16 protein-coding genes are annotated in these 21,994 nt (G+C 40.5%); 7 read left to right on the top strand and 9 right to left on the bottom strand.

Annotated features, from left to right (window positions below; all coding sequences use genetic code 11):
* Positions 1–63 precede the first annotated feature (63 nt).
* Both ACE1B6_RS05400 and ACE1B6_RS05395 read right to left on the bottom strand, forming a co-directional pair.
* Positions 64–855: a PD-(D/E)XK nuclease family protein gene (locus ACE1B6_RS05400; RefSeq protein ID WP_413256221.1), complete on the bottom strand. Its 792-nt coding sequence runs from the start codon at positions 853–855 to the stop codon at positions 64–66.
* Between the two features lie 23 nt (positions 856–878).
* Positions 879–1,463: a PAP/fibrillin family protein gene (locus tag ACE1B6_RS05395; RefSeq protein ID WP_413256220.1), complete on the bottom strand. Its 585-nt coding sequence runs from the start codon at positions 1,461–1,463 to the stop codon at positions 879–881.
* Positions 1,464–1,584: 121 nt separating this feature from the next.
* Here ACE1B6_RS05395 and ACE1B6_RS05390 point away from each other — a divergent pair, with 121 nt between their 5' ends.
* From ACE1B6_RS05390 to ACE1B6_RS05375, 4 genes are all read left to right on the top strand, one after another.
* Positions 1,585–1,836: a DUF3134 domain-containing protein gene (locus ACE1B6_RS05390; RefSeq protein ID WP_413256219.1), complete on the top strand. Its 252-nt coding sequence runs from the start codon at positions 1,585–1,587 to the stop codon at positions 1,834–1,836.
* A gap of 248 nt (positions 1,837–2,084) precedes the next feature.
* A complete protein-coding gene (gene mraY / locus ACE1B6_RS05385) occupies positions 2,085–3,197 on the top strand; it encodes a phospho-N-acetylmuramoyl-pentapeptide-transferase (protein WP_413256218.1) in 1,113 nt (370 codons plus the stop codon).
* 220 nt (positions 3,198–3,417) lie between these two features.
* Positions 3,418–4,359, top strand: coding sequence for a glycosyltransferase family 2 protein (locus tag ACE1B6_RS05380; protein WP_413256217.1), 942 nt, complete (start codon positions 3,418–3,420; stop codon positions 4,357–4,359).
* 122 nt (positions 4,360–4,481) lie between these two features.
* On the top strand, positions 4,482–5,165 hold the full coding sequence (locus ACE1B6_RS05375; protein WP_413256216.1) for a response regulator: 684 nt from the start codon (positions 4,482–4,484) through the stop codon (positions 5,163–5,165).
* 108 nt (positions 5,166–5,273) lie between these two features.
* Here the strand turns inward: ACE1B6_RS05375 and ACE1B6_RS05370 are convergent, their stop codons facing one another.
* The 3 genes from ACE1B6_RS05370 to ACE1B6_RS05360 form a co-directional block, all read right to left on the bottom strand.
* The gene (locus tag ACE1B6_RS05370) at positions 5,274–5,993 is read right to left on the bottom strand and encodes a PHP domain-containing protein (protein WP_413256215.1); all 720 of its coding nucleotides are present in this window, start codon (positions 5,991–5,993) and stop codon (positions 5,274–5,276) included.
* A gap of 158 nt (positions 5,994–6,151) precedes the next feature.
* Complete coding sequence (locus tag ACE1B6_RS05365; RefSeq protein WP_459562970.1) at positions 6,152–7,381, bottom strand: hypothetical protein; 1,230 nt, start codon at positions 7,379–7,381, stop codon at positions 6,152–6,154.
* A 493-nt stretch (positions 7,382–7,874) separates the two neighbouring features.
* On the bottom strand, positions 7,875–8,537 hold the full coding sequence (locus ACE1B6_RS05360) for an L-threonylcarbamoyladenylate synthase (protein WP_413256213.1): 663 nt from the start codon (positions 8,535–8,537) through the stop codon (positions 7,875–7,877).
* A 224-nt stretch (positions 8,538–8,761) separates the two neighbouring features.
* On the opposite strand from ACE1B6_RS05360, the gene larC reads away from it, so the two are divergent.
* A complete protein-coding gene (gene larC / locus ACE1B6_RS05355) occupies positions 8,762–10,012 on the top strand; it encodes a nickel pincer cofactor biosynthesis protein LarC (RefSeq protein WP_413256212.1) in 1,251 nt (416 codons plus the stop codon).
* An 87-nt stretch (positions 10,013–10,099) separates the two neighbouring features.
* Here the strand turns inward: larC and ACE1B6_RS05350 are convergent, their stop codons facing one another.
* Positions 10,100–13,666 (bottom strand): S8 family serine peptidase, encoded by a 3,567-nt coding sequence (locus ACE1B6_RS05350; protein ID WP_413256211.1) that lies wholly within the window; start codon positions 13,664–13,666, stop codon positions 10,100–10,102.
* A 539-nt stretch (positions 13,667–14,205) separates the two neighbouring features.
* Between ACE1B6_RS05350 and ACE1B6_RS05345 the strand changes: the two genes are divergently transcribed.
* The gene (locus ACE1B6_RS05345; RefSeq protein WP_413256210.1) at positions 14,206–15,894 is read left to right on the top strand and encodes a S8 family peptidase; all 1,689 of its coding nucleotides are present in this window, start codon (positions 14,206–14,208) and stop codon (positions 15,892–15,894) included.
* A 79-nt stretch (positions 15,895–15,973) separates the two neighbouring features.
* Here the strand turns inward: ACE1B6_RS05345 and ACE1B6_RS05340 are convergent, their stop codons facing one another.
* The gene (locus ACE1B6_RS05340) at positions 15,974–17,344 is read right to left on the bottom strand and encodes an SGNH/GDSL hydrolase family protein (RefSeq protein ID WP_413256209.1); all 1,371 of its coding nucleotides are present in this window, start codon (positions 17,342–17,344) and stop codon (positions 15,974–15,976) included.
* A 467-nt stretch (positions 17,345–17,811) separates the two neighbouring features.
* Here ACE1B6_RS05340 and ACE1B6_RS05335 point away from each other — a divergent pair, with 467 nt between their 5' ends.
* On the top strand, positions 17,812–20,406 hold the full coding sequence (locus ACE1B6_RS05335) for an alkaline phosphatase D family protein (RefSeq protein ID WP_413256208.1): 2,595 nt from the start codon (positions 17,812–17,814) through the stop codon (positions 20,404–20,406).
* 109 nt (positions 20,407–20,515) lie between these two features.
* Here the strand turns inward: ACE1B6_RS05335 and ACE1B6_RS05330 are convergent, their stop codons facing one another.
* Positions 20,516–21,205, bottom strand: a complete 690-nt coding sequence (locus ACE1B6_RS05330) for a DUF6658 family protein (protein WP_413256207.1) — start codon at positions 21,203–21,205, stop codon at positions 20,516–20,518.
* 59 nt (positions 21,206–21,264) lie between these two features.
* Positions 21,265–21,849: a DUF6658 family protein gene (locus ACE1B6_RS05325; RefSeq protein WP_413256206.1), complete on the bottom strand. Its 585-nt coding sequence runs from the start codon at positions 21,847–21,849 to the stop codon at positions 21,265–21,267.
* Positions 21,850–21,994 lie beyond the last annotated feature (145 nt).

The following is a 21,994-nucleotide window of genomic DNA, read 5'->3' as shown; positions in this document are numbered from 1 at the left end:
TTCATTTTAGCGAACTTCTACCCTTTCGTAGTATACTCTTCGTTAAACCGACTAAAGTCGTTACTACGAACCTTCTAGAGGAACTTCTTCGATATTAGCTAAAGCGAGAATTTTCTCTTGATTTATTGTTGCTTCTTGAGTTTCCAAACTCCTTTCACATCTCACCCCAAACTGACAAAAATTACAATCCCTAGAACTTTCAGCAATTTGGGGAAACTCCTCACCCATTTTATACCTTTCTAACCAATAATTTAATTGATTCAGCAAATTAATTAAATCCTGTTTAGTTTGTTCATGCTTTTCAGTATTGTAAGCAAATCTTAAACTTTTTGGTTCTGGTTTAGATTGGACAAACCAATAGGTCATTGAGATTTCTTCCGGTAAATAATCACTCGTTTCCGCCAAAACAAACATATATAAACGAGTTTGCCAATCCTGTTCTAAAAATTGGCGTTTTTTGGGTTTCGGGTAAGTTTTCCAATCTAAAATTTCAGCTTTGTTATCAGAAGCAATTAATAAATCATAAGCTACCGTTAGCAAGTAATCTTGAAAATTGAAACTGCGAAAATGTTCGCTGTCACGGAAGTTGTTGCTGTTGGGATTAGGAGTGAGAATTTCCGGCGCAGCACTAACTAAAGCAACTACAGAATGCTGCATTTTACTATCTTCTTGCAGGAAAGATTCGATCGGCAAACCTAACTCCCGCTGTTGCATCAACAAGTGAAAATGACTACCCCAACTCAGCTTTTCTTGCTGTTCGGGAGTAGTCACAGAACCAAACTGATCTAAAAAAGTATGTTGAAACTTTCTCGGACAACTTGAAAGTATATTTAAATGTCTTTGAGATAAGCGCATAAGCAAGAAAAATTTTTCAATCTTCAGGATTTAGTTAAAACAAACAAACTACCTTCATTACCTCGACCAATTCGCATATCCTCATCTAAATAAGTAATGTCTAGCCAACCTTTTTGTTCTCGGTTAGTAATATTAAAATCAATCCCAAAATACTTTTTACCTGATTCGATTTGTTGAATAAAATTATCGGGATTTTGATAGTCGAATAACCGTTGTAAACCGCTAATCGCCCGGTCAAATCTCACGTTTACTCGACGTTCGGAAACGGGAATAAAAGTAGCAGTTACACTAATAATGCTTTCCAAAAACGGCAACCCAGAAACTTCAGCAATGTTATAGATTTTAGTATCTTTCGTGCGAACACATTGGTAAATTTGCCCAAGATTAAACAACGGCAGATTATCAATCCCTAAAAGTTCTCGGCTAGTAGTGTAAAGTAATCGCCAATTTCCTTCAAGTAAATCTGTAGCTTCCGTTGGTCTGGGAGTGGGATTGCGATCTTCTAATTGTGCTACTAAAGCCACGATCGCCAGTTTATCAGTTTCTTTTGTTAGTAAACCACGATTTTTCCCGGCGATCGCTTCTAACAGTTCCATCTTGCCAATCATCTTTCTACACCTCTTTCGCTCTATTTAACTCAAGGATACTTTTAAAAGTAGACTCGAACAGGCTGATAATTGCTAAACTCTTATTGTCTGAAATTTAGTTAAAGTAACCCTTAACGTTCCTATGGTATATAATCCTTCCTTGCGTGAAGATCCGATCGATCAACCCGCAGCTGTAATTCCCACCAGACATGAAACTTCGATTCTTGACTGGTTAGAATCTACAGGTCGTCTCTTAGCAAGAGATGAAGTCCCCGCCCAAGACTATTCTGAAGAAGGCGAAGACATCGATGGTTTAATAGCTACTGATGAGATGGGATACGACGACGACGACTTCGGTGATGATGACATCGGAGAGTTAGAAGAAGAAGTTTAATCTTTGAAGGCAGAAGGTAGAGATGGGGAGGTGGGGAGGTCGGGAGATGGGGAAATTTTGAATTGTAGGGGCGGGTTTAGTAGGTAAATTTATACTCACAACAGAAAACTTAACAACGAAACCCGCCAACACAGAGTTTTGAGTTTTTAATTCTCCTCCCCTCTGCCCCCCTGCGCCCCTGCCCTTGGAGCCCCTCTGCCTTTTCCCATGACCAAAATCAATTTAGAGTGTGGAGTGAAGTAATTTCCGTGGATGCTAAATCACTAGATAGCAGGTTACTCAAGTTATCAGGAGTGAATCTGTCTGTAATCCTAGCAGTTGTATTGAGTTTAATTGCAATTTTTCTGGATGGGAAAACAGGTAGATATTTAAACTCAGGAGTTTCTTTGACACTGCCGTTTTGGGTTTGCGCCATAGCAACAGCTGGGTTAGGCTACTGGGTAGTACCAATTTTGCGATCGCTAAAAGCTGGACAAGTAATTCGCGAAGATGGGCCGCAAACTCATTTAAAAAAAGGTGGAACTCCCACAATGGGAGGGATATTTTTTATCCCCGTCGGTGTGATTATTTCCTTAGTTTGGTCAGCTTTAACTTTAGGAGTAAAAGATTTCGGAACGGTAGCAGCAGTTTCCGCTTTGACGATCGGTTATGCTTTTATTGGTTGGTTAGATGATTGGCAAATTTTACGCCAAAAATCCAACAAAGGCATTTCCCCGAAAATGAAATTAGCTTTGCAAGTTGGTTTTGCCATCTTATTTTGTCTCTGGTTAATTTGGCAGCAACCAGCAAATATTACCACCATCAATTTACCATTCGGGTTAGCATTACCTTTGGGTTTATTGTTTTGGCCTTTAGGAGTTTTTGTCTTAGTCGCAGAAAGCAACGCTACAAATTTAACTGATGGAGTAGATGGGTTAGCAGGTGGACTTTGTGCGATCGTATTTTTCGGATTAGCAACCCTAGTCGCCCCAACTCATCCCGGATTAATGATATTTTGCGCCTGTTTAAGTGGCAGCTGTTTAGGTTTTTTAGCCCACAATCGTAACCCAGCAAAAGTATTCATGGGCGATACAGGTTCCCTAGCATTAGGAGGTGCTTTAGCATCTGTAGCCCTATTAAGTAACACGCTTTGGAGTTTATTTATCCTTAGCGGAATCTTCTTTATCGAAACCCTTTCTGTAATGGCACAAGTTAGTTATTACAAAGCAACAAAAGGACCCGATGGAGTCGGAAAACGACTGTTTAAAATGGCCCCATTACATCACCATTTAGAACTTTCTGGTTGGTCAGAACTTCAAGTCGTTGCCACTTTTTACACCATCAACGGAATTTTATATCTCCTCTGTTTGTTGATTCGTTAGTGTTTGATTGGGGACTGGGGACTTGGGACTGGGGACTGGGAAGAGAGTTTTAAATTGTAGGGGTGGGTTTAGCAGATAAGTCTGTAATCCCAACAGCAAAATTAACAACAAAACCCACCCTGAAAGAGTTTTAAGTTTTGAATTCTGTTCCCATCTCCCCAATCCCCAGTCCCCAATCCCCATTCCCCAATCCCCAGTCCCCAATCCCCAAAAAGCCAAAATGAGCGACCAAATATTACCAAAAATTTCGGTAGTGATCCCAATTTATAACGGGGAAAATGATTTACCGGATTTAATTAATTGCTTACAATTACAAACTTATCCGATCGAACAAGTAGAGTATTTTTTAGTAGATAATGCTAGTAGCGATCGCACCTCAACCATTATCCAAAACGCCACCCAAAACTTCCCCCAAATTCACTACTTAGCCGAAACCAAAATTCAAAGTTCCTACGCCGCACGCAACGCCGGAATTCGCGCCGCTAGCGGTCAAATTATCGCCTTTACTGACGCTGACTGTCGTCCCCAACCCCAATGGTTAACCGAATTAATTGCACCATTTCAAAACCCTAACATTGGCATTGTTGCCGGGGAAATTATCGGCTTACCCGGAAAAACCATCTTAGAAAAATATGCCGAAAATCAGGATGTATTATCTCAAAAATATACCTTAGCACATCCATTTTTACCTTACGGTCAAACAGCAAATCTAGCAATTAGAAAAGAAATTTTTGTCCAAATCGGCTTATTTCGTCCTTACTTAACCACTGGCGGAGATGCCGATATTTGTTGGCGAATTCAACAAGAAACTCAGTGGAAAATTGACTTCGCCCCCAGCGCAATTGTTCAACATCGCCATCGGTCTACATTAACAGAATTTCAAAGTCAATGGCGCAGATACGGAAAATCAAACCGCTATTTACATGAACTTTACGGCATAAAATTAATGGCGAATGTTCCGAAAACAGAATACATCTATAGTTTGAGTAGATGGATTGTTAAAGAAGTACCAATCACCAGCGTCAAAGCAATTTTCGGTAAAGCTAATTTTTTAGACTTACTCAATACTCCTTTAACTTTAGTCAGCAAAGGAGCAAGATTTTCAGGACAACAGTCAGCACAACTTCCTGAAACAGCAAAAATAATTGAAAAAATAGAATAAACTGCGGGAAAAACTAACTAAAAGGGAGAATTACAACCTTTTCCCCTGACTATTTCGCTTTTCCCTGAATAAATTTCGCTACATTGAATATAGTAAATTCTGAAGGTGATAAGGTGGTACAGATGCCAGGTCAACTATTACTAGTCGATGATGAACCCGGACTAAGAGAAGCCGTCCAAGCTTATCTAGAAGATAGTGAATTCAACGTTAATGTTGCTAGTAATGCTACCGAAGGTTGGGAAAAACTGCAAAGCAATCCTCCTGACTTGGTAATCACAGATATTATGATGCCTCAAGTAGACGGCTATCAGTTTCTCAAGCAAATGCGCGAAGATCCCAGGTTTAAATCATTACCAGTGGTATTTCTGACAGCTAGGGGAATGACGAAAGACCGCATTCAAGGATATCAAGCTGGTTGTGATGCTTATCTTTCCAAACCCTTTGACCCGGATGAGTTAGTCGCCATTGTCGAGAATTTGTTGGAACGTCGATCGTCTGCTGAAAAAGGGTCAGAAGGTACAGATATTGAAGATATTGCCCGACAATTGGCGGAAATTAGGGAATTATTGAAGCAAAGACCTACGATCGCTCAATCCGAGACTCACATTAAAATTGATTTGACCCCCAGAGAACAAAGTGTCCTAGACTTAGTAGCACAAGGGCTGATGAATAAAGAAATTGCCCGTCGTTTAGAAACCAGCGTTCGCAACGTCGAAAAATACGTGAGTCGCCTATTTAGTAAGACGGGCACTAATAGCCGCACTGAATTAGTCCGCTATGCCTTAGAACATGGTTTAACTAAGTGAACTTTCTTTTTTGTTTGGTACTGGGGACTGGGGACTAGGGACTGGGAAACGTTGAGTGTTGAGTTTTGAATTTTAATTTGTCTCCTCTGCCCCCTGCCCCTAGAAACTCTAAAGGCGCAATAGTAAATTAAGCCCATGAGTATCAGTACCGCAAGTATTCAACAACTTATATGTGGCACTTAACTGTTCCACTTGTTTAGTTTGTTCGGGACTGGTACACCAAGGATTAGGATTGCCGTAAGCATAATAAGTCTCTACTCCATCAATACCCAAATAGGCGGCTTCGGGAATTAAAACAGTTGCAGTCTTACGATATCGTGCTGGGTGTGCCAGTACCGCTAAACCAGCAGCCTGATGAATAGCTGCAATTACATTTACTGCTTCAGCTTCTTCATCCATTGGACTCGCGCCTAGTAAATAGGTCAACATTGACGGATGTTTTGGGTTAAAGCCGTAACCCAAAATATGCACTTCGGTTCCCAGAAGTTGGGCGGTAATTTCGATCCCAGTCCAGAAACGAGGTGCTGAGGTTTCCGGGTGAGAATGTTTCCATTCTTCCAGCCAACTTAGGGCTTGATAGAAACCATTAACGCTGTGATGATCTGTGATAGCAAATCCTTTCAAGCCAATAGCGATCGCTTGTTCCACCAACTGTTGAGGTTCTAACTTACCATCAGAACATCTAGTGTGGAGATGAAAGTTAAATTGCAGCGGACAACTCTCGGCATTGACAGTCTGAAAGACTTCTTTGAGTGTTGCCACATCTTGCGCCGCTAGTTGGGCTGAGTCCAAAAACTGGTTTCCCAGTGGGTTGCAAATTGCTGTCATAGAACTAGAGCAGTTAGTGCTAAGCTAGATTGCTAAAAAAAGTAACTAACTGTTAAGACTAAGTTAGCAAATTTACCAGCAGAAGGCAGAGGCAGGGGGACACAGGGGCACAGGGGAAGTTCATTAACTCAAAACTCAAGACTTAAAACTTCCTCCTTCTACATCTTGTTCCGGTTTTGCCAAGCGAGTTCTAGCAGTTCTGCCCAGCGTTTTTGGACTTGTTTCAGGGTGCATTTTAGGGCGGTGGCGATCGCTCGATCGTTAACTTGTTTACGCTTTAATTCCAAAAGTTGTTGCTGTTGGGGTGACAGTTTCTCCCAAAACAGTTCCCATTGGACAGAAGACATACCCAGCTTTTGATCGAGATCTGCACCTAACCATTGATGGACTAACTGCCAGCGATCGGAACGAGCAAACTTTTCCACATAATACTTAAAGCGTTGTTGTAAGTAATCTCGCTGACGGGGAGACAAACCGAGAATTTCATCAATTTCTGGCGCTGACAAATCTTGCAGTTTTAAAATCAGATATTTCACGCATTCTGGTTGTTCTTGTGCTTCCAGATATTGAATCAACTCAGTAATTAAATTTTCTCGCAACAGTTCTTCCGAACGATCGTTACTTTCCGATACCATCGAACTCCGCACTTGTTGTAATGCTGATTCTTGAATCGATGCGCCAGTATCTTCACCTTTAGTTGACTCAGCAGCTAACTCAATATCTATTGCTGTTTCCGCTGGTTGACGATGGGAAAAAGTTTGGGCTCGTAACACAATTAATTGCTGAGAAAAACCAGCTTTTAGAGAAATTTTCCGTCTAGCATATTGTTCAGTAAACGCTAAATATTCCGCAATTTCTAGAGAATGGCGCGGCGTGTAATTTTCCGGGAGTTCAGCTTCTTTACGGAAAACTTTCAGCGACTCGATATAAAAGTTTTGCAGGAAATCTTCGATCAGGTTGTAACGAGCTTGAAAGCTGACTGGCGATCGCATCGGGTTAATATAACGGTAGACAATTGCCGCTAAAGTACTATGTAACTCAATCCGACCTTGCCGAGAACCGAGATGATAATAAGACAAACATTTTTGGACTCGGTGTTTGATTAAAGAAATTTGCCAAGAACGCACTTCACCGGAATTTTGAATCCGAGAACTTTGTTCACAAATTCTCGCTACTTCCTTGGCAATTCGACTCGCTACCCCCTGCATAGAAGCAGGAGAAACTTTCCCCATCTCACTATTTTTAATTTGTGACTGTAGTTCATTACAAACCTGGTAAGTCAGAACTGACCTATCTAAAGCTGACTCATTAGCAAGCAAATCAACATCTATGTTTGCCGAATTTATTAAAGTTGTAGCACAAGGTAAATTCATATATTCCACTCTCATAATTAACCTGAAAAAATTTTCTTGTTTTAACTGTCTACACTTAAAATTTAGGTAAATACGGTTTATAAATGTTCAGGCAATGTGTCACTGTCACAAGCTTTTTATTTTCCTTCGTTAGACCTTCCATCCCAACTAGGTACTTACCCCAATATAAAAAACCGCTAAATTACTTACATAGAGAGAAGTTTCAGCATTTTGACTCAGTAGAATTTCCCCTGTTCCACTTCTCAAATTTACTCGTGCAAAGTGGACAATTTCTCAACTGGTAGATATTGCAGATGGGCAGGGGGACAGAGGAGACAAGGAGACAAGGGGACTCTTTAACTCAAAACTCAAAACTCCCCCATCTCCCCATCTCCCCACCTCCTTATCAAAAAAGCACTCTTTGCGTTTCATCCCTAGCTTTTAAGCTAGGGATGAAACGCGACGAAAGTGGTTTTAACCCGTTCGTCAGTATCCGCTTAGAATCCCCTAGACTTTAGTCAGGGGAGTGTCAACCCATTACCCAAGCGGCGACATTTTCCCATCCTATTCCTTGGCGGATAATTTCTGGTGTTTCGCTCGTGAGGTCTAGAATTGTTGAACCTTCATAACGTGGTTCTTCGCCATTATCAACTATGATATCTACTAATTTTTCTAAGTAGTCGAACAGTTGCACTTGAGAGAAGTAACCATTTTTTTCGATCGAAATTGGCGCTGACTCTTCTTGATCTAACACATGGGCGGAAGTGGAAATAATCGGATTACCCACTGCATTCAGCAAAGCTAGACACACCGGATGATCTGGAACTCGGATTCCGGTAGTTTTCCGCTTCGGATTCATCACGATTTGGGGTACTAGCTTGGTGGTCGGTAAAATGAAGGTGTAGGGCCCTGGAATCAAGCGTTTCATAATCCTGTACGCTGTATCTGTGACAAAAGCGTAGCTAGCCACATCAGATAAGGAAGGACAGAGGAACGTCAGTGGTTTGTCATTTGACATTTGTTTGATACGTCTCACCCGTTCAATTGCTGATTTAGAAGATATATCGCACCCGATCGCATAAACTGTATCTGTCGGATATAGCATCACTGCCCCACTTTTCAGATCGTCCTTGATTTGGTCTATAATGCGGGTTTGCGGTGTCTCTGGGTGAACTTGGTAAACTGTAGCCATAACAATTCCACTAGTAACTATTTATCATGAAAAATTATCCATGACTATGAGAGAGAAGTACAACAAACCGCTGTCTATTAACAGCTAATCGTCTACAATTTTTTACATTATCAATTCAGTTCTCAAGCTTTCAAAGTACCATCTGGGGTACTTTTATGAAATTTGTTCATTTGTGATTAACCAATGACTAATGACAATTGACCGATGACCAATAACAAAGGCAAATGAAAAAAGTAGCTTACCTGGAATGCCCCACTGGAATTGCTGGTGATATGTGTTTAGGCGCACTAGTTCATGCTGGTGTTCCTCTGGATTATTTAATCGAAAAGTTGAGTCTTTTGGGAATTTCTAATGAATACCAATTAAGGACGGAGTTGGTGCATCGCAATGGTCAGGAAGCGACGAAATTTCATGTGGATTTAACTGACGATCGCGACCCTCATCACCATGAAGATCATCATCATATTCATGCCCGCCATTTGCCAGAAATAGAAAAGATGATTTTAGCAGCCAGATTGCCAAGTCAGGCAGAAAAAATGAGTTTAGCTGTGTTTCGCAAATTGGCAGAAGCAGAAGGTGCAGTTCATGGTGTAGCGCCGGAAAAAGTGCATTTTCATGAAGTGGGGGCGACGGATGCGATCGTTGATATTGTTGGGACTTGTTTGGGTTTAGATTGGTTAGGAATTGAGCAATTTTATTGTTCGCCTTTGCCCACAGGTGGAGGTACAATTAAAGCGGCTCACGGTCAAATGCCAGTCCCAACTCCGGCAGTGTTAAAGTTGTGGTCATATCGTCAAGTTCCAGTTTATAGTAACGGAATTGAGAAAGAATTAGTTACGCCAACTGGTGCTGCGATCGCCATTACTCTCGCCTCTAATTTTGGTTCTCCTCCCCCAATGACAATTCAAAAAATTGGATTAGGTGCAGGTTCTCGGCAATTACCTATTCCCAATATTCTCAGATTATGGATTGGTGAAGAAACAACTTCAGCTACTATTAATAATTCTACCACAACCAGTGCTGAATTAGAAACAATCGCGGTTTTGGAAACTCAAATTGATGATTTGAGTCCGCAAGCGATCGCCTACACTTTTGACACTCTATTAACAGCTGGCGCTTTAGACGTTTTCACCCAACCAATAATCATGAAAAAATCCCGCCAAGGCGTATTATTAACCGTCATCTGTCATCCCGAAAAACAATCACTTTGCCAAACAATTCTATTCCGAGAAACCACAACTCTAGGAATTCGCCATTCCCTCCAACAAAGATCAATTCTCCAACGAGAAATCCAAAAAGTCTCAACCCCTTATGGCGAAATCAGAGTGAAAATCGCCGGAACAAAGGGCAAGATCACCAACATTCAACCAGAATACGAAGACTGCGCCCAATTAGCCAAACAAAATAACATTAGTTGGCGAGAAATACATCGAATAGCCTTACAAAATTGGCATAAACTTAACTCCAGCAATTAAATTGTAGGGTGCGTTAGCAAAAAGTAACGCACCATCTAAACTCAACAGTGCTGACAGGTAAAAATTCCCCATCAGCAAATACTAAAATTAAACAATCAAACTACCAGAGTAGAGATTAGCAACCTCTTGATCTCTTGCTAAAGCAAATGCCCGCCGAACCGCAGCATCAGTATTAACTAAACCATAACCAAAAGTCGTATCCCGACCAGGATCGCCCAAATCAAAAGCAGTATCAATCAACACTTGCCGCAATTGTCCGCCAGTTAATTGAGGATTCACACTCCACACCAAAGAAGCCATTCCCGCCATATTCGGATTAGCGCAGGAAGTACCACCGAAGAATGAGCCATTACCAGATGAATTGATCGCGGGAGAATCAGTAGGTGCTACTAACGTCAAATTCGAGCCACGATTAGAGTAAATAGCCAAATTCACAGAAGAAGCATTTTTGAAGCCATTGACTACTTCTGTACCTTCTGCTGTATAGTACCAAGCATTTGCTTCTCCTCCAGGTCTCAGAGCACCAACAGACATGACGTTACTCAATGTAGTTTCAAATGCAGCTACACCGCTAACACTAGTTAAATAAGTATCTATCTCCCCGATATCATTTCCTCGTGGACCTCCATTACCAGCAGCTACAGCAAAGAAAGCAGTATCGCCATAAGAACTGATTAAATCTTGCAATTGTTTCTCAGTATATTTGCCACCACCAGTGAGCCAATATTTAGCTTGAATTCCACCTTGGAACACTACTCGTTCATAACCTTTTTCTTTGGCGTAATTCATGGTTCTTTCAATTGCTGTTTTCAGGTCTATGCCACCTTCATAAAGGTTATTCACATATACATTGCTGTTCCAGTTAACACCAGCTACGCCAAAATTGTTATTAGCGGTTGATGCCATCACGCTGATTGCTTGTTGTCCATGCGCTTTTTCGGGAGCGCCATCTTCAACTTTGGTTTCATCGTAGTCCAAACGAGACAAGTCTGTTGCACCATTGGCTATGGCACTTAAAGTAATCCCACTATCCAAAGAAACTAACAATACTTTATTAGATCCTTGGGTAAAGCGCCAAGCACTAGGAACATCAGTAACAAAGGAATTCCACTGTTCCGAGAAGGAAAGATCGTTAGGACGGACTTGCAATTCTAACTGCGAATTGTCAGCAAATTTCAGGTATTCAATTCCTTGGAAATAGATTTCTCGACCATCAGCCAAAGTCAAATAATCAAAAGCAGTACCACCGAAAATCGCTTGATTGTTTGTGGAACCAGATAAAGGATTGAAAGCACTTAAATTCAAGCCATTAATGCTAGTAACATTGGTTGGTAGAACGTTGAGATTGAGAGTATCTGTACCTCCTCGTCCCAAAACAACTGTAGCGGTTGCGGGTGTACCTGCGTAATCTAATGTTTTACCAGTAAAGTCACCATCAACGCGACTTACTGGCAAAATATTTACAGTTAAGTCTGGAGAAATAGCTTCTTGACCTGCATTATTCCGCGCCACCGTCCGCAGTTGATAATTACCAGCACCAACGGAAACTAAATTCACCAACTGATTGGATAAACTAGCACCAGCACCTAAATCTACAGTAGAAACAACCGTATTGTTGGCTAATATTTCCAAGCGCACATTGGCGAGAGAATCAGCATTAGCTACGTTGTAATCTAAGCGAATCGCACCACCTTGGAAAATAGTATTGGGAGTGTTATCACCAGAAGCATCACTAACTCGGAAATTAGTAAAAGAGGCGTTACTTGCTTGGTTATCTATAGGGTCAAAATCACCACCCTTTATTTCTTCTTCATTAGTAGCCGTACTAGAGATAGGAATAGCTTTGAAATCGCGTAACTCACCAGTTGAAGAGTTGTTATTTTCATTTGTCTCATTCACAGCGGCAGTTGAATCTACCACCATACCGATATAGTATGTCTTGTCGCCACTCCAGAAAGAGTTGTCAGCTTCAGGTAATTTCAGGCTAGCTGTTAGATTTGCGGTATTTGTATTACCTGTTAAGCCGTTAATTGCCGAACTACCTAAGAAAATATCGCTGGGGGTAATTGAGGGAGATTGAGACAGATAAAATCCAACTGTAAATTCTCCTGCGTCTACGGGTTGGGTATTCTGCACAGTAAACTGAACATCTAAGTTACTGCCAGCTGTTAGCGATCCTTGTGCGATGTTAAAGGAAGCTCCAGATAAGTCTGGTAAAGGAGTTAATGGAGCAGCATTAGTAGACAAATTCAGGTTGTAATTAGTGTTGCCGCTGTAGGGATATACTCGAACAAAATAAGTTCCTGGGTCTAAACCTGCAACATTAATTATTTCCGCGTCGGTATCGAAATTTTCGGAAGAAGCGACTATTTCGCCGCCATCTATTAACCCAATTACATCATCTATAATGCCGTTGTTATTCAGGTCTTGAATTAGTTTTAAGTCAGCGTCAGCACTTAGGTTATCAACAACAATGTTGACATCGCTGCGAGTGTCGAGGGTGAAGCGGTAGAAGTCATCTTGGTCAACGACACCAACAAAGTCACTATAATTTTGTGGGTTGGTGAGTGTTCCAATGTCACGCGCAGTATTTAGGGTGTTACCTGCGTTATCTATGGGGATTTCGGCAGGAGTGGCTGATATGCTTAGGTTGTAGTTAGTATCACCTTCATATTGTTCAACGCCAACAAAGTAGGTTCCGGCTGTGAGTAAGGTGTTGATTGCTTCTGCTTCAGTGCCGATGTTGGTGGAAAATTCTAATAGTTCGTTGTCGTCGATTAGGTTGTTGCCGTTTTGGTCTTGAATTAATAATAAGTCTGCGTCTGCACTCAGACCGTTGAGGGCAATGTCAAGTTGGCTGACTTTATCTAAGCTGAAGCGGTATAGGTCGAGGGGGTTGTTATTGCCTACGAAGTCGCTAATATTTGTACTGCCTAAGATACCTAATTCGCGTGCTGTATTTAAGTTGATGTTAAAGGAGTCGGGGGGGAAACCCAAACGTCCTTCTGCTAATCCAAATTCTAAGAAGTGTTTAATTGGGCTTAAGCCGGGGCGAGTGACGGCTGCGGCTACGTCGGGATTTTCTTGTAAGTAAAATATTGGGTCGAAGTCGGGCCCAAAGTAGCGATTTTCATATTGCCCAAAGTTGATGAAGTGTCTAATGGGGGTGAGGGGGTTGGCTGTGTTGGCTGATGCGGTTACAGCTTGCGCTACATCAGGGTTGTCTTCCAGGTAGAGGTCTGTGTAAAATTCGCTGATGGGGTCGCGGTTTTCAAATTGACCTGCTCTGATGAAGTGTTCGCTAGCATTGATTGTGCCTGTGGCAACTGCGGCATCAATGTCTGGGTGGAAGGATAAATAAAAGTCAGTGTTAAAAAATACGTTGGGACTGCGGTTTTCGTTTTGACCTAATTGTAGGAAGTGGTCTAATCCTCTGGCGAAAAGGCCGGATTGTACTGCTTGGGCTACGTCTGGGTTTTGTCGCAGGTAATAAGATTCGTCGAAAAATCCACTGGGATTGCGATTTTCAAATATTCCCAATCCATAAAAATGTGCTGCACCGCTGGCAAACAAGCCTGACTGTACTGCTTGTGCTACGTCTGTGTTCTGCCATAAATAATCATTTTCATTGAACAAGTCGTTGATTTCTAGCATAAAATGTGGAGCTTGTACTCATTCAAAAGGTAGATAAATAAGATTATGTCTGTGATCTTTGCTACATTCCATTTCGTTTAATAAAAGTTATTTTTATTTCGTTAAGGTTTAATTTTATCAATAGACCTCTCTAATAAGGCAGGATGCAAAGGCAGGCAGGATGCCTACCCTACAAGAGTTATTGGAGATGTCTAATAGAAATAAATCTGACTTTGAGAGCGGATATTTGTTATGTTTAAAAATTCGCTAATTCTCTAATTAATTAATCGGTAAATGTTTTTACGGAGAGAGCGATCGCAAAATATAACCACTACATAAATTAACCTCAATTTTTTCTGTAAATGATGCTAGTTTCGGTTAAGCATTTGGGTAATATAGGCTAGGTTTTCTCAGATTATTTATCTCTTAGCGCCAGCAAAATATAGCTGATTCTCTCAACCAGAAAACCTTTTAGAGCAAAATATGTTGGTATCGGGAAGTGCTCTACTTCAACCCAGAAATGTCTTTATGCGTGCAGCATAAAGTGAATTATTGACATTATGCCTACCGGAAACTTTTCAGATTTTATCGATGTTAAATTTTACCGCCAAAGCAATCCTGATTTGGTTAATTTGACTGATGCTCAACTATTAAACCACTTCAATACAGTAGGGATCGATCAAGGCAGAGTTTTTTCACCTTTTATTGACTTGAAATTTTATCAGCAAAACAACTCGGAATTAGCTGGTTTAAAAAATCGTCAATTGTTTGAGCATTTAGTCAATACAGGAATTAATGAAGGCAAAAGTTTTTCACCTTATTTAGACCTCAAGTATTACCGCCAAAATAACCCAGATTTGGCTAGTTCAACTAACAAACAACTTTGGGATCATTTCACTACAATTGGTTTTGCCCAAGGTCGAGCAGGTTCACCAATTGCTTACAATAGTACCTCTGGTTTTGGTTTAGTAAATGCTGCTGCTGCTGTTGCAGAGGCTACCGGACAAAACCCATTTCCAGAAGTAGCTAATTTAGGCGGAAATAGTTGGGATTTGGACGCAATTAAAGCGCCAGAAACTTGGAGCAAAGGTTACACTGGTCAAGGAATTGTTGTTGCTGTTGTCGATAGTGGAGTTGATTATAAACACAGCGATTTAGATGGCAATATTTGGGTTAATCCTAGAGAAATTGCTGGCAACCAAAAGGATGATGACGGCAACGGTTATATAGATGATATCAGAGGTTGGGATTTCGTTACTGATGATAACGACCCAATGGATTTAGACGGACATGGTACTCATGTTGCAGGTACAATTGCTGCTGAAAAAAATGGTTTTGGCGCAACAGGAGTAGCACCCAATGCCAAAATTATGCCGATTAGAGTGCTCGATGGATCTGGCAATGGTTCTGTGATGGATGTGGCTGCGGGAATTCGTTACGCTGCGGATAATGGTGCAAAAGTAATTAATCTTAGTTTAGGTGGGCCTTATGGCACAGCAGCAGAAGCTTCAGCTATTAAATATGCAGCAGAAAAAGGAGCAGTTGTAGTTTCTGCGGCAGGTAATGAACGCCAACTTCAACCGGGTTATCCAGCTAGATATGCTTCGCATTTTGGTATTGCTGTAGGTGCGGTAAATAGAAATAATCAAAAGGCCAGTTTTTCTGATTTGGCAGGAACGTTACCTTTAGATTATGTGGATGCTCCAGGGGTGAGTATTTACTCTACTTTTTTGGGTAATAGCTACAGAAATATGAGTGGTACATCAATGGCATCGCCTCATATTGCGGGAGTAGCAGCATTAGTTTTAAGTGCTAATCCCAATCTCACACCTGTACAGGTGGAAAACATTTTAACTACTACTGCTAATTCCACTGTTGTTCAGTCAGCAAGTCAGGTTTCTAGTAGTAGTCTTTCTACTAATTCTAGCGGAGTTGCTAGTGCTAATGTTGATAGTTTGACTGGAGAAAAAATTGATGTAGTCACTGGTGATTTTATTGCGGAAAATGTGCCAGCAACTAAGAGCATAGCTAGGGTGGATTCAGATTTAATTTTCCGAATTCAAGGTGAGGTTGATTCTTTAGTACCTATTCAGGAAAGTTTCCGTATTGCAGATTTGAGTAATGAACTTCATTCTCTTGGTAATAGTATGCGGGTGAGAGTTCAGGATATTTTGTGCGATCGCGGACTAAACACAAACACTAACAACACCTGGACACAGATAACTGAAACCGAACAATTGTTCACCTAAAAAAAGTTTGTTGTGAGGACTTCAGTCCTCTTCTTCCAAAAGTTAAGGACTGAAGTCCCTACAACAAACTAGAAAATTTTCAGAGAATTTCTACTACTTCTCCAATAGCAGTAGTTGCTTTTAAAGCTGTGTTAGAAACCAAGGAGTGAGCGAGGGTTGTCGGATGTATTAAATCCCAGAATAAATATTGATTGGGATTCACTCCATCTGGAATCGTAAAACCAGCTACAGTTGGGTCAGCACCTGCTCCTGGGACTACATTATTCGTGACATTTGTGAAGCCGAAAGCAGCGGGATTGGCGATCGCATTATTAAACAAACTAAATACATCAACCGGAATAACATTGATGTTGGGATTTTGTTCCAAAGCTGCCAAACTCGCAGTTAAATTTGTGTCATGTGCCGTAGATATTAAAGTTAAACCTTGTTGAAATTGTGGCCCTTGGCTAGCTGGGCCAGGAAGTAAACCTAAATTTGGTAAATTGGGAATCATGAAGTTTCTTGCACCTACAGCAGCAAGTTTTGTTACTGCTGTAGTTAAATTATTTACCACAGTTGTTACATCTGTGATTCCTAATCCTAAATAATCATTAGCACCCGCATATACTACATAAAGTGCATTAGGATCGGCAGTCAAATTAGCAGCAGTAAAACCATCAATTTGTTGTTGTAATCCAGGTAAAGGAGGTAAGCCAGTAATATTCCCCGAATTTTCCGTACCAGTTGTTGCACCACCAAGGGCAAAATTATTAGCTGGATTCTGAGTTAATCCTAATGTTGGTGCTAAGTATTCTACCCAAACTGGTCCATTAGAAAAACGCCCATTAAAATAAGGTGGACTTGGCGGAACTGCGCCTTGAGTTAAGGCAAATATATTACCGTCATCGGAAAGACTATCGCCAAAAACAAACATTTGGCTAAACAGAAGGCGGGGAATTCTGCCTTCAAATTGACCATACTGAATATAGTGTTCTACTCCAGTAATTATGTCTGTTTGTACTGCTTGAGCAACATCTGAATTCCGTTGCAAATAAAAGCTGTTATCGAAAAAGCGGCTAGGATTTCGCCCTTCTTCTGCACCATATTGAATATAGTGTTGAATCCCGGTGATTTCATCTCTGCTAACTGCTGCATTAACATCAGCATTATTGGTCAAATAAAAGCTGTTACTGAATAGAGAAAAAGGGTTTCTTCCTTCGTTTTGTCCGGCATTAATAAAATGGGCAAATGCTGTAGTGATATTAGCATTTACTACATTAGCCACATCAGAATTTTGTTGCAGATAATAAGCCGTATCGAAAAAAGCACCGGGATTTCGTTTTTCAAATTGACCAAATTGTAAAAAGTGTTCTAAACCATTGCGGAAAAAACCGTTGGCAATAGCTGCTGCTACATCCGGGTTAGTATTGGTATAAAAGGTTTCATTAAATAGGTCGCTGTTAGTTAACATAATGTCTTTCCCTCATTGACAAAAACCACCTGAGATTAATTAACATCTGCTTGCTAGTAGTAACCGGATAAATTTTGCTGCGGATTAGCTTTTAAATTTCGGGCTTTAAGTAGACAAACTGAAGTATTAGGAAAAACTCCCGTTTGTTATTTAAAGCTGCCAAGACTCAATTCGTCGGTTAAATTTCCTCAGCAATTAACTAGTCTCTCAAAGGCGACATTAATCTCTTAAGTATTGGCGATTATCATACCACTTGTAGTGAACTTGATTAAATTTTTATGATAAATTCTGTTAAATATCAACATAAAACCCAAAATTACTTAACTAAAGTTTTATAAAGTATTGGTATTTAGCGATCGCAAATAGCTTAAATACTAAATAGAACAGTTGCCAAACATCCGCCTGTTAAATGGGCATTTTGGGGCTGATTCAATGTCCGAAAAATTGTAAAAAAAGTCAAGGTGTCTATGAGTATTAACCTATTTGATCCAAACTTTTACCGGGCTGCTAATGATGGCTTGAGAGCACTAACAGACGAACAGGCTGTCGAGCATTTTATTAATTTCGGCTTAAACGAAGGTCGAGCTTTTTCCCCCTTTGTAGATCTAAAATTTTATCAGTCTAGTAATCCAGATTTGGCTGGTTTAGATAATCGACAACTTTTGACACATTTAGAAAACTTAGGAGTGCAAGAGGGAAGATTATTTTCACCTTTTGTAGATCTTGGTTTCTATCTAAACAGTAATAATGATTTAAAGGATGCGTTTGGGGAAAACCGGGAACAAGCACTAAGTCATTTACAAAATTTAGGAGTCAATGAAAGACGCAAATTTTCCCCGGTTGTTAATTTAGATTTTTATTTGGCAAACAATCCAATTCTTCTTGATGTTCAACCCCTTCAAAGTAATCGATCGCAACTTTTCTGGCATTTAATAATTAGCGGTTTCCGAGAAGGAAGATTATTTAGTGAATTTTTCGAGCCAACATTTTACTTACAAAACAATCCTGATGTTAATGCAGCATTTGGGGGCGATCGCTATCAAGCATTACAACACTTTCTCACTTACGGATTAAATGAAGGTAGAACTTTTTCTGTAGCTTTAGACTTGGATTACTATCGCCGATCGAGCCGAGATTTAGCAGCATCTAATTTAAGCGATCGGCAATTACTCGAACATTTCCAAATACTTGGAGTAAAGGAAAGACGCATTTCTTCGCCATTTTTTAATGGTGTTTACTACTTAGCTAATAATCAAGACTTGAGAAACGCTGGTTTTAATTCCCAGCAAGCATTTCAGCATTTTGTTGCTAACGGTTTAACAGAACTACGCAATGCTAACTTTAGCAATAATCTTCTTTTCAATGCCGTAGCTTCTGGAGATCCTACCGAAAATAGTGCTATTCTTTGGACAAGAACCACTGATGCCTTCACTCAACAAGGTAAAGTTAGCGATTTAGTAGTACAAGTTGCCATAGATCCGCTATTTACTAACATTAAAAGTAACATTGTTACCCAAACAAATCCCGATCGCGACTACACCATTAAAACAGACAACACCTTCTTACAAAGCAACACTCGCTATTACTATCGCTTCCTCGCACCCGGAGGACAAATCAGCCAAACCGGAACCTTTAAAACCGCACCCAACCCCACAGATAAAGTACCCCTTCGCATGGCTTTTAGTGCTGATACAGCAGGCGAATGGCGACCTTATAATTTAAGCAAAGAATTCGCTAACTTAAATTTAGATTTCTTTGTTTACTTAGGCGATGTAATTTATGAAACTAAAAGTGGCAATCCAGAAACTGGCTTAGGTAACTCTCCAGCCACAGCAGATCCTTTTACCGATCCGGCTCAAAGTTTAGCTGATTATCGTCGGAAATATTTAGAAAATTTGTTACCTGTAAATCCCGGTGGTTTCCCAGGTTTACAAACACTTTATGCTTCCCAAGCTAACTACACGCTATTAGATAATCACGAACTTGGCGATCGACAATTTGCTAATGGAGGTGCTCCTGCTGGTGTTCCTGCGGGTGCAGGTGTAGATGCGACAAATCCCATTTTCGATGTGAATAATACCGGGACTTTTATTAATAAAACTCCCGGATTTCAAGATGTAGTATTGCAAGCTTATAAAGACTATCAACCAATCAGAGAAGTCATAGCATCCACACCCAACGATCCGCGAACCGATGGCACTGATAAATTATATTTTTCTCAAAAATGGGGCGCAAATGCTGTTTTTATTAATGTAGACGATCGCTCTTATCGTGACATTCGCATGAGAAGAATTAACGATCAAGGAAGAACTGTAGATGACACAGGCGATCGAGCTAACAATCCCGATCGAACCATGTTAGGCGACACCCAACTTCAATGGCTAAAAGACACACTTTTACAAGCCAAAAATGACAACACCACCTGGAAAATTATCGCCATTTCCACACCAATAGATGAAAATGCCAGCACCAGCGGCAACAAAATCATCCCCTTAGACACCGGAAAAACTTGGATTGGTGGATATCGTGCCGAACGCAACGAAATACTCAAATTTATTGCCGATAATCAAATTAAAAACGTCGTATTTCTCAGCGCCGACGATCACGAATTTCGCGTTAACGAACTAACCTATTTCGATCCAGTCATAGGTTCTCGCGTTCAAGTTCCTAACACATTCACCGTAGTTGGTGGCCCCTTAGCCGCTTTTGGGCCCGGTTTAATTAGCGATCGTAGCTTTGAAAATATTAAATCTTTAGCCGATGGAATTGTCGCCCAACAGCAAGCAACAGGAGTAGATCCACTAGGATTAGATCCCAACTTCCCCGGCTTAGAAAATGTATTTCGCGAAGGCGATCCTAATGCAAATACACTGCGTCAACCAGTGGATTTCTACTCACCAGATACCTTCAATTACGTCACCCTTGATATTAGTACGGAAGGCAATAAACTCTCCGTAAACACTTACGGAATTAACCCTTACAAAGATAATACTTTCCCAGAACCCAACCCAGAAGATCCAGTAAGACGTATTCTTGGCTTTGACATTCAAGCCAGCCTCTAATAATTTTCAGTACGTTGTTGCGCTTTAGCAACATTATCCTAGTAGGAATAAGATTGCTAAAGCACAAAACAACGTACTCATTTCTAAGTAACTAATGACCAATAGCTAATTAGTCTACTCTTACAGAATTGCGATCGAAAGCTCTCTGACTACTATCTAAAGCTTGATCTGCCTTAGACTTCAAATATCCCGCAGTTTCTTCAGCATTCTTCTTCGCACTATTAGCTAAATTTTTGCTAGATTCTTGCAAAGAATCTGTCATTTTGTCAGTTGCTCTAGCTGTATCACGAGTAGCGTTTCTGGCATTTTGTTTGGCATTATCCAACACATTAGGTGCAGATTGAGCAGCATTTTGGGTATTTTCTTTCAAATTTTCAACACCCCGCTGAGTCCCTCTAGTCACACCTTTAGCAGTGTTTTTAGCTGATTCACCAACGTCTTCTGTCAGATTCTCAACTCTTTCATTTAAAGGCGTACCTTTGCGATAGTTTTCCGCATATTGGTCGAAGCTGTCAGCACCTTTTTGAATATTACCTTCAGCCTTCCTGACAATATCATTAGCCTTACTATTTGCAGCGGAAGTATTTGCCCTTGGATCGACATCACTATAGCTGTTCATCCCACCTCTGTAAGGAGAAGAAACAGCATTTGACGGAACTTCAGGTCTAGCATTCTTGTCCAAAGCTTTAGCTGGATTATCGCTACAAGCAGTAGTAACTATGAGTACAACTCCAGCCAGAAAAACGGTTAAAATTCGCAACAAACGAGTCGGATTGAGTAAAGAAATTATTTTGTTCATATTTCACTCCTTAAGTGTAGTGTTTGCAGTTAGTCAAGAGAAATTTTCTCATCCAGAAATTACCTTTCCTTACTAGGATTAACTTGTAATTCTGGCGAGCTAGGTTGTTCAAACTTATCTTTGATGAAAGCTGAAGCGTCGTTGAATGTTTCCCCTACTCTTTCTAAAATTCGCCCATCAGGATCGTTGCGATTAATTACACCTTGACGAGGTGCAGGAATTTGAGTAGCCGATTTCTCTAATTCTCTCTCTCCTCTAGGCCCAATATCGGGAGTTCTAGTGCTAGTAGCATCAGAACCTGGATAGAGTAAATCAGAAGCATCACTCTCAATATTCGCAGCGATTAATTGATGAGAAATTAGCTGAAGATCTGCTCTATTGCGTTCTTTATCGACGGTTTGACTATTCACCCTTGGATCGGTAGATGCCTTGAAATTTGTGTAGCCATCTCCGCCATTTTTGTGAGGATTATTTGCTCCTCCAGCTTGTACGGGTGGATTGTTTGGACGAGCGCCTCTGACATCACCAGGATTACAAGCAGTCATCAAAAATAGCGCAATTCCTGCTAAGAAAACAGTCAATATTTTGGTCAACTTCACCTTTTTAAAGAAATTAGTTAAACTTCTCACTAATCTCTCCCTCATTATTTTTTACCAACGCTTATTAACATAAAAATTAAAGAGTAATTTTTCCATCTAGCTGAGGTTACATTCTTTTTGAAACTTCCAGTAAGCATTTCTCTAACTAGAGAGAGATTCATACTAACAAAGAGCTTTAGGACAATTTCCT

Origin of the sequence: Floridaenema fluviatile BLCC-F154 (assembly GCF_041929135.1) — a bacterium.
GTDB classification, from domain to species: domain Bacteria; phylum Cyanobacteriota; class Cyanobacteriia; order Cyanobacteriales; family Aerosakkonemataceae; genus Floridanema; species Floridanema fluviatile.
The sequence above is the reverse complement of the archived record's forward strand: the minus strand, read 5'-3'. Positions and strand labels throughout refer to the sequence as shown.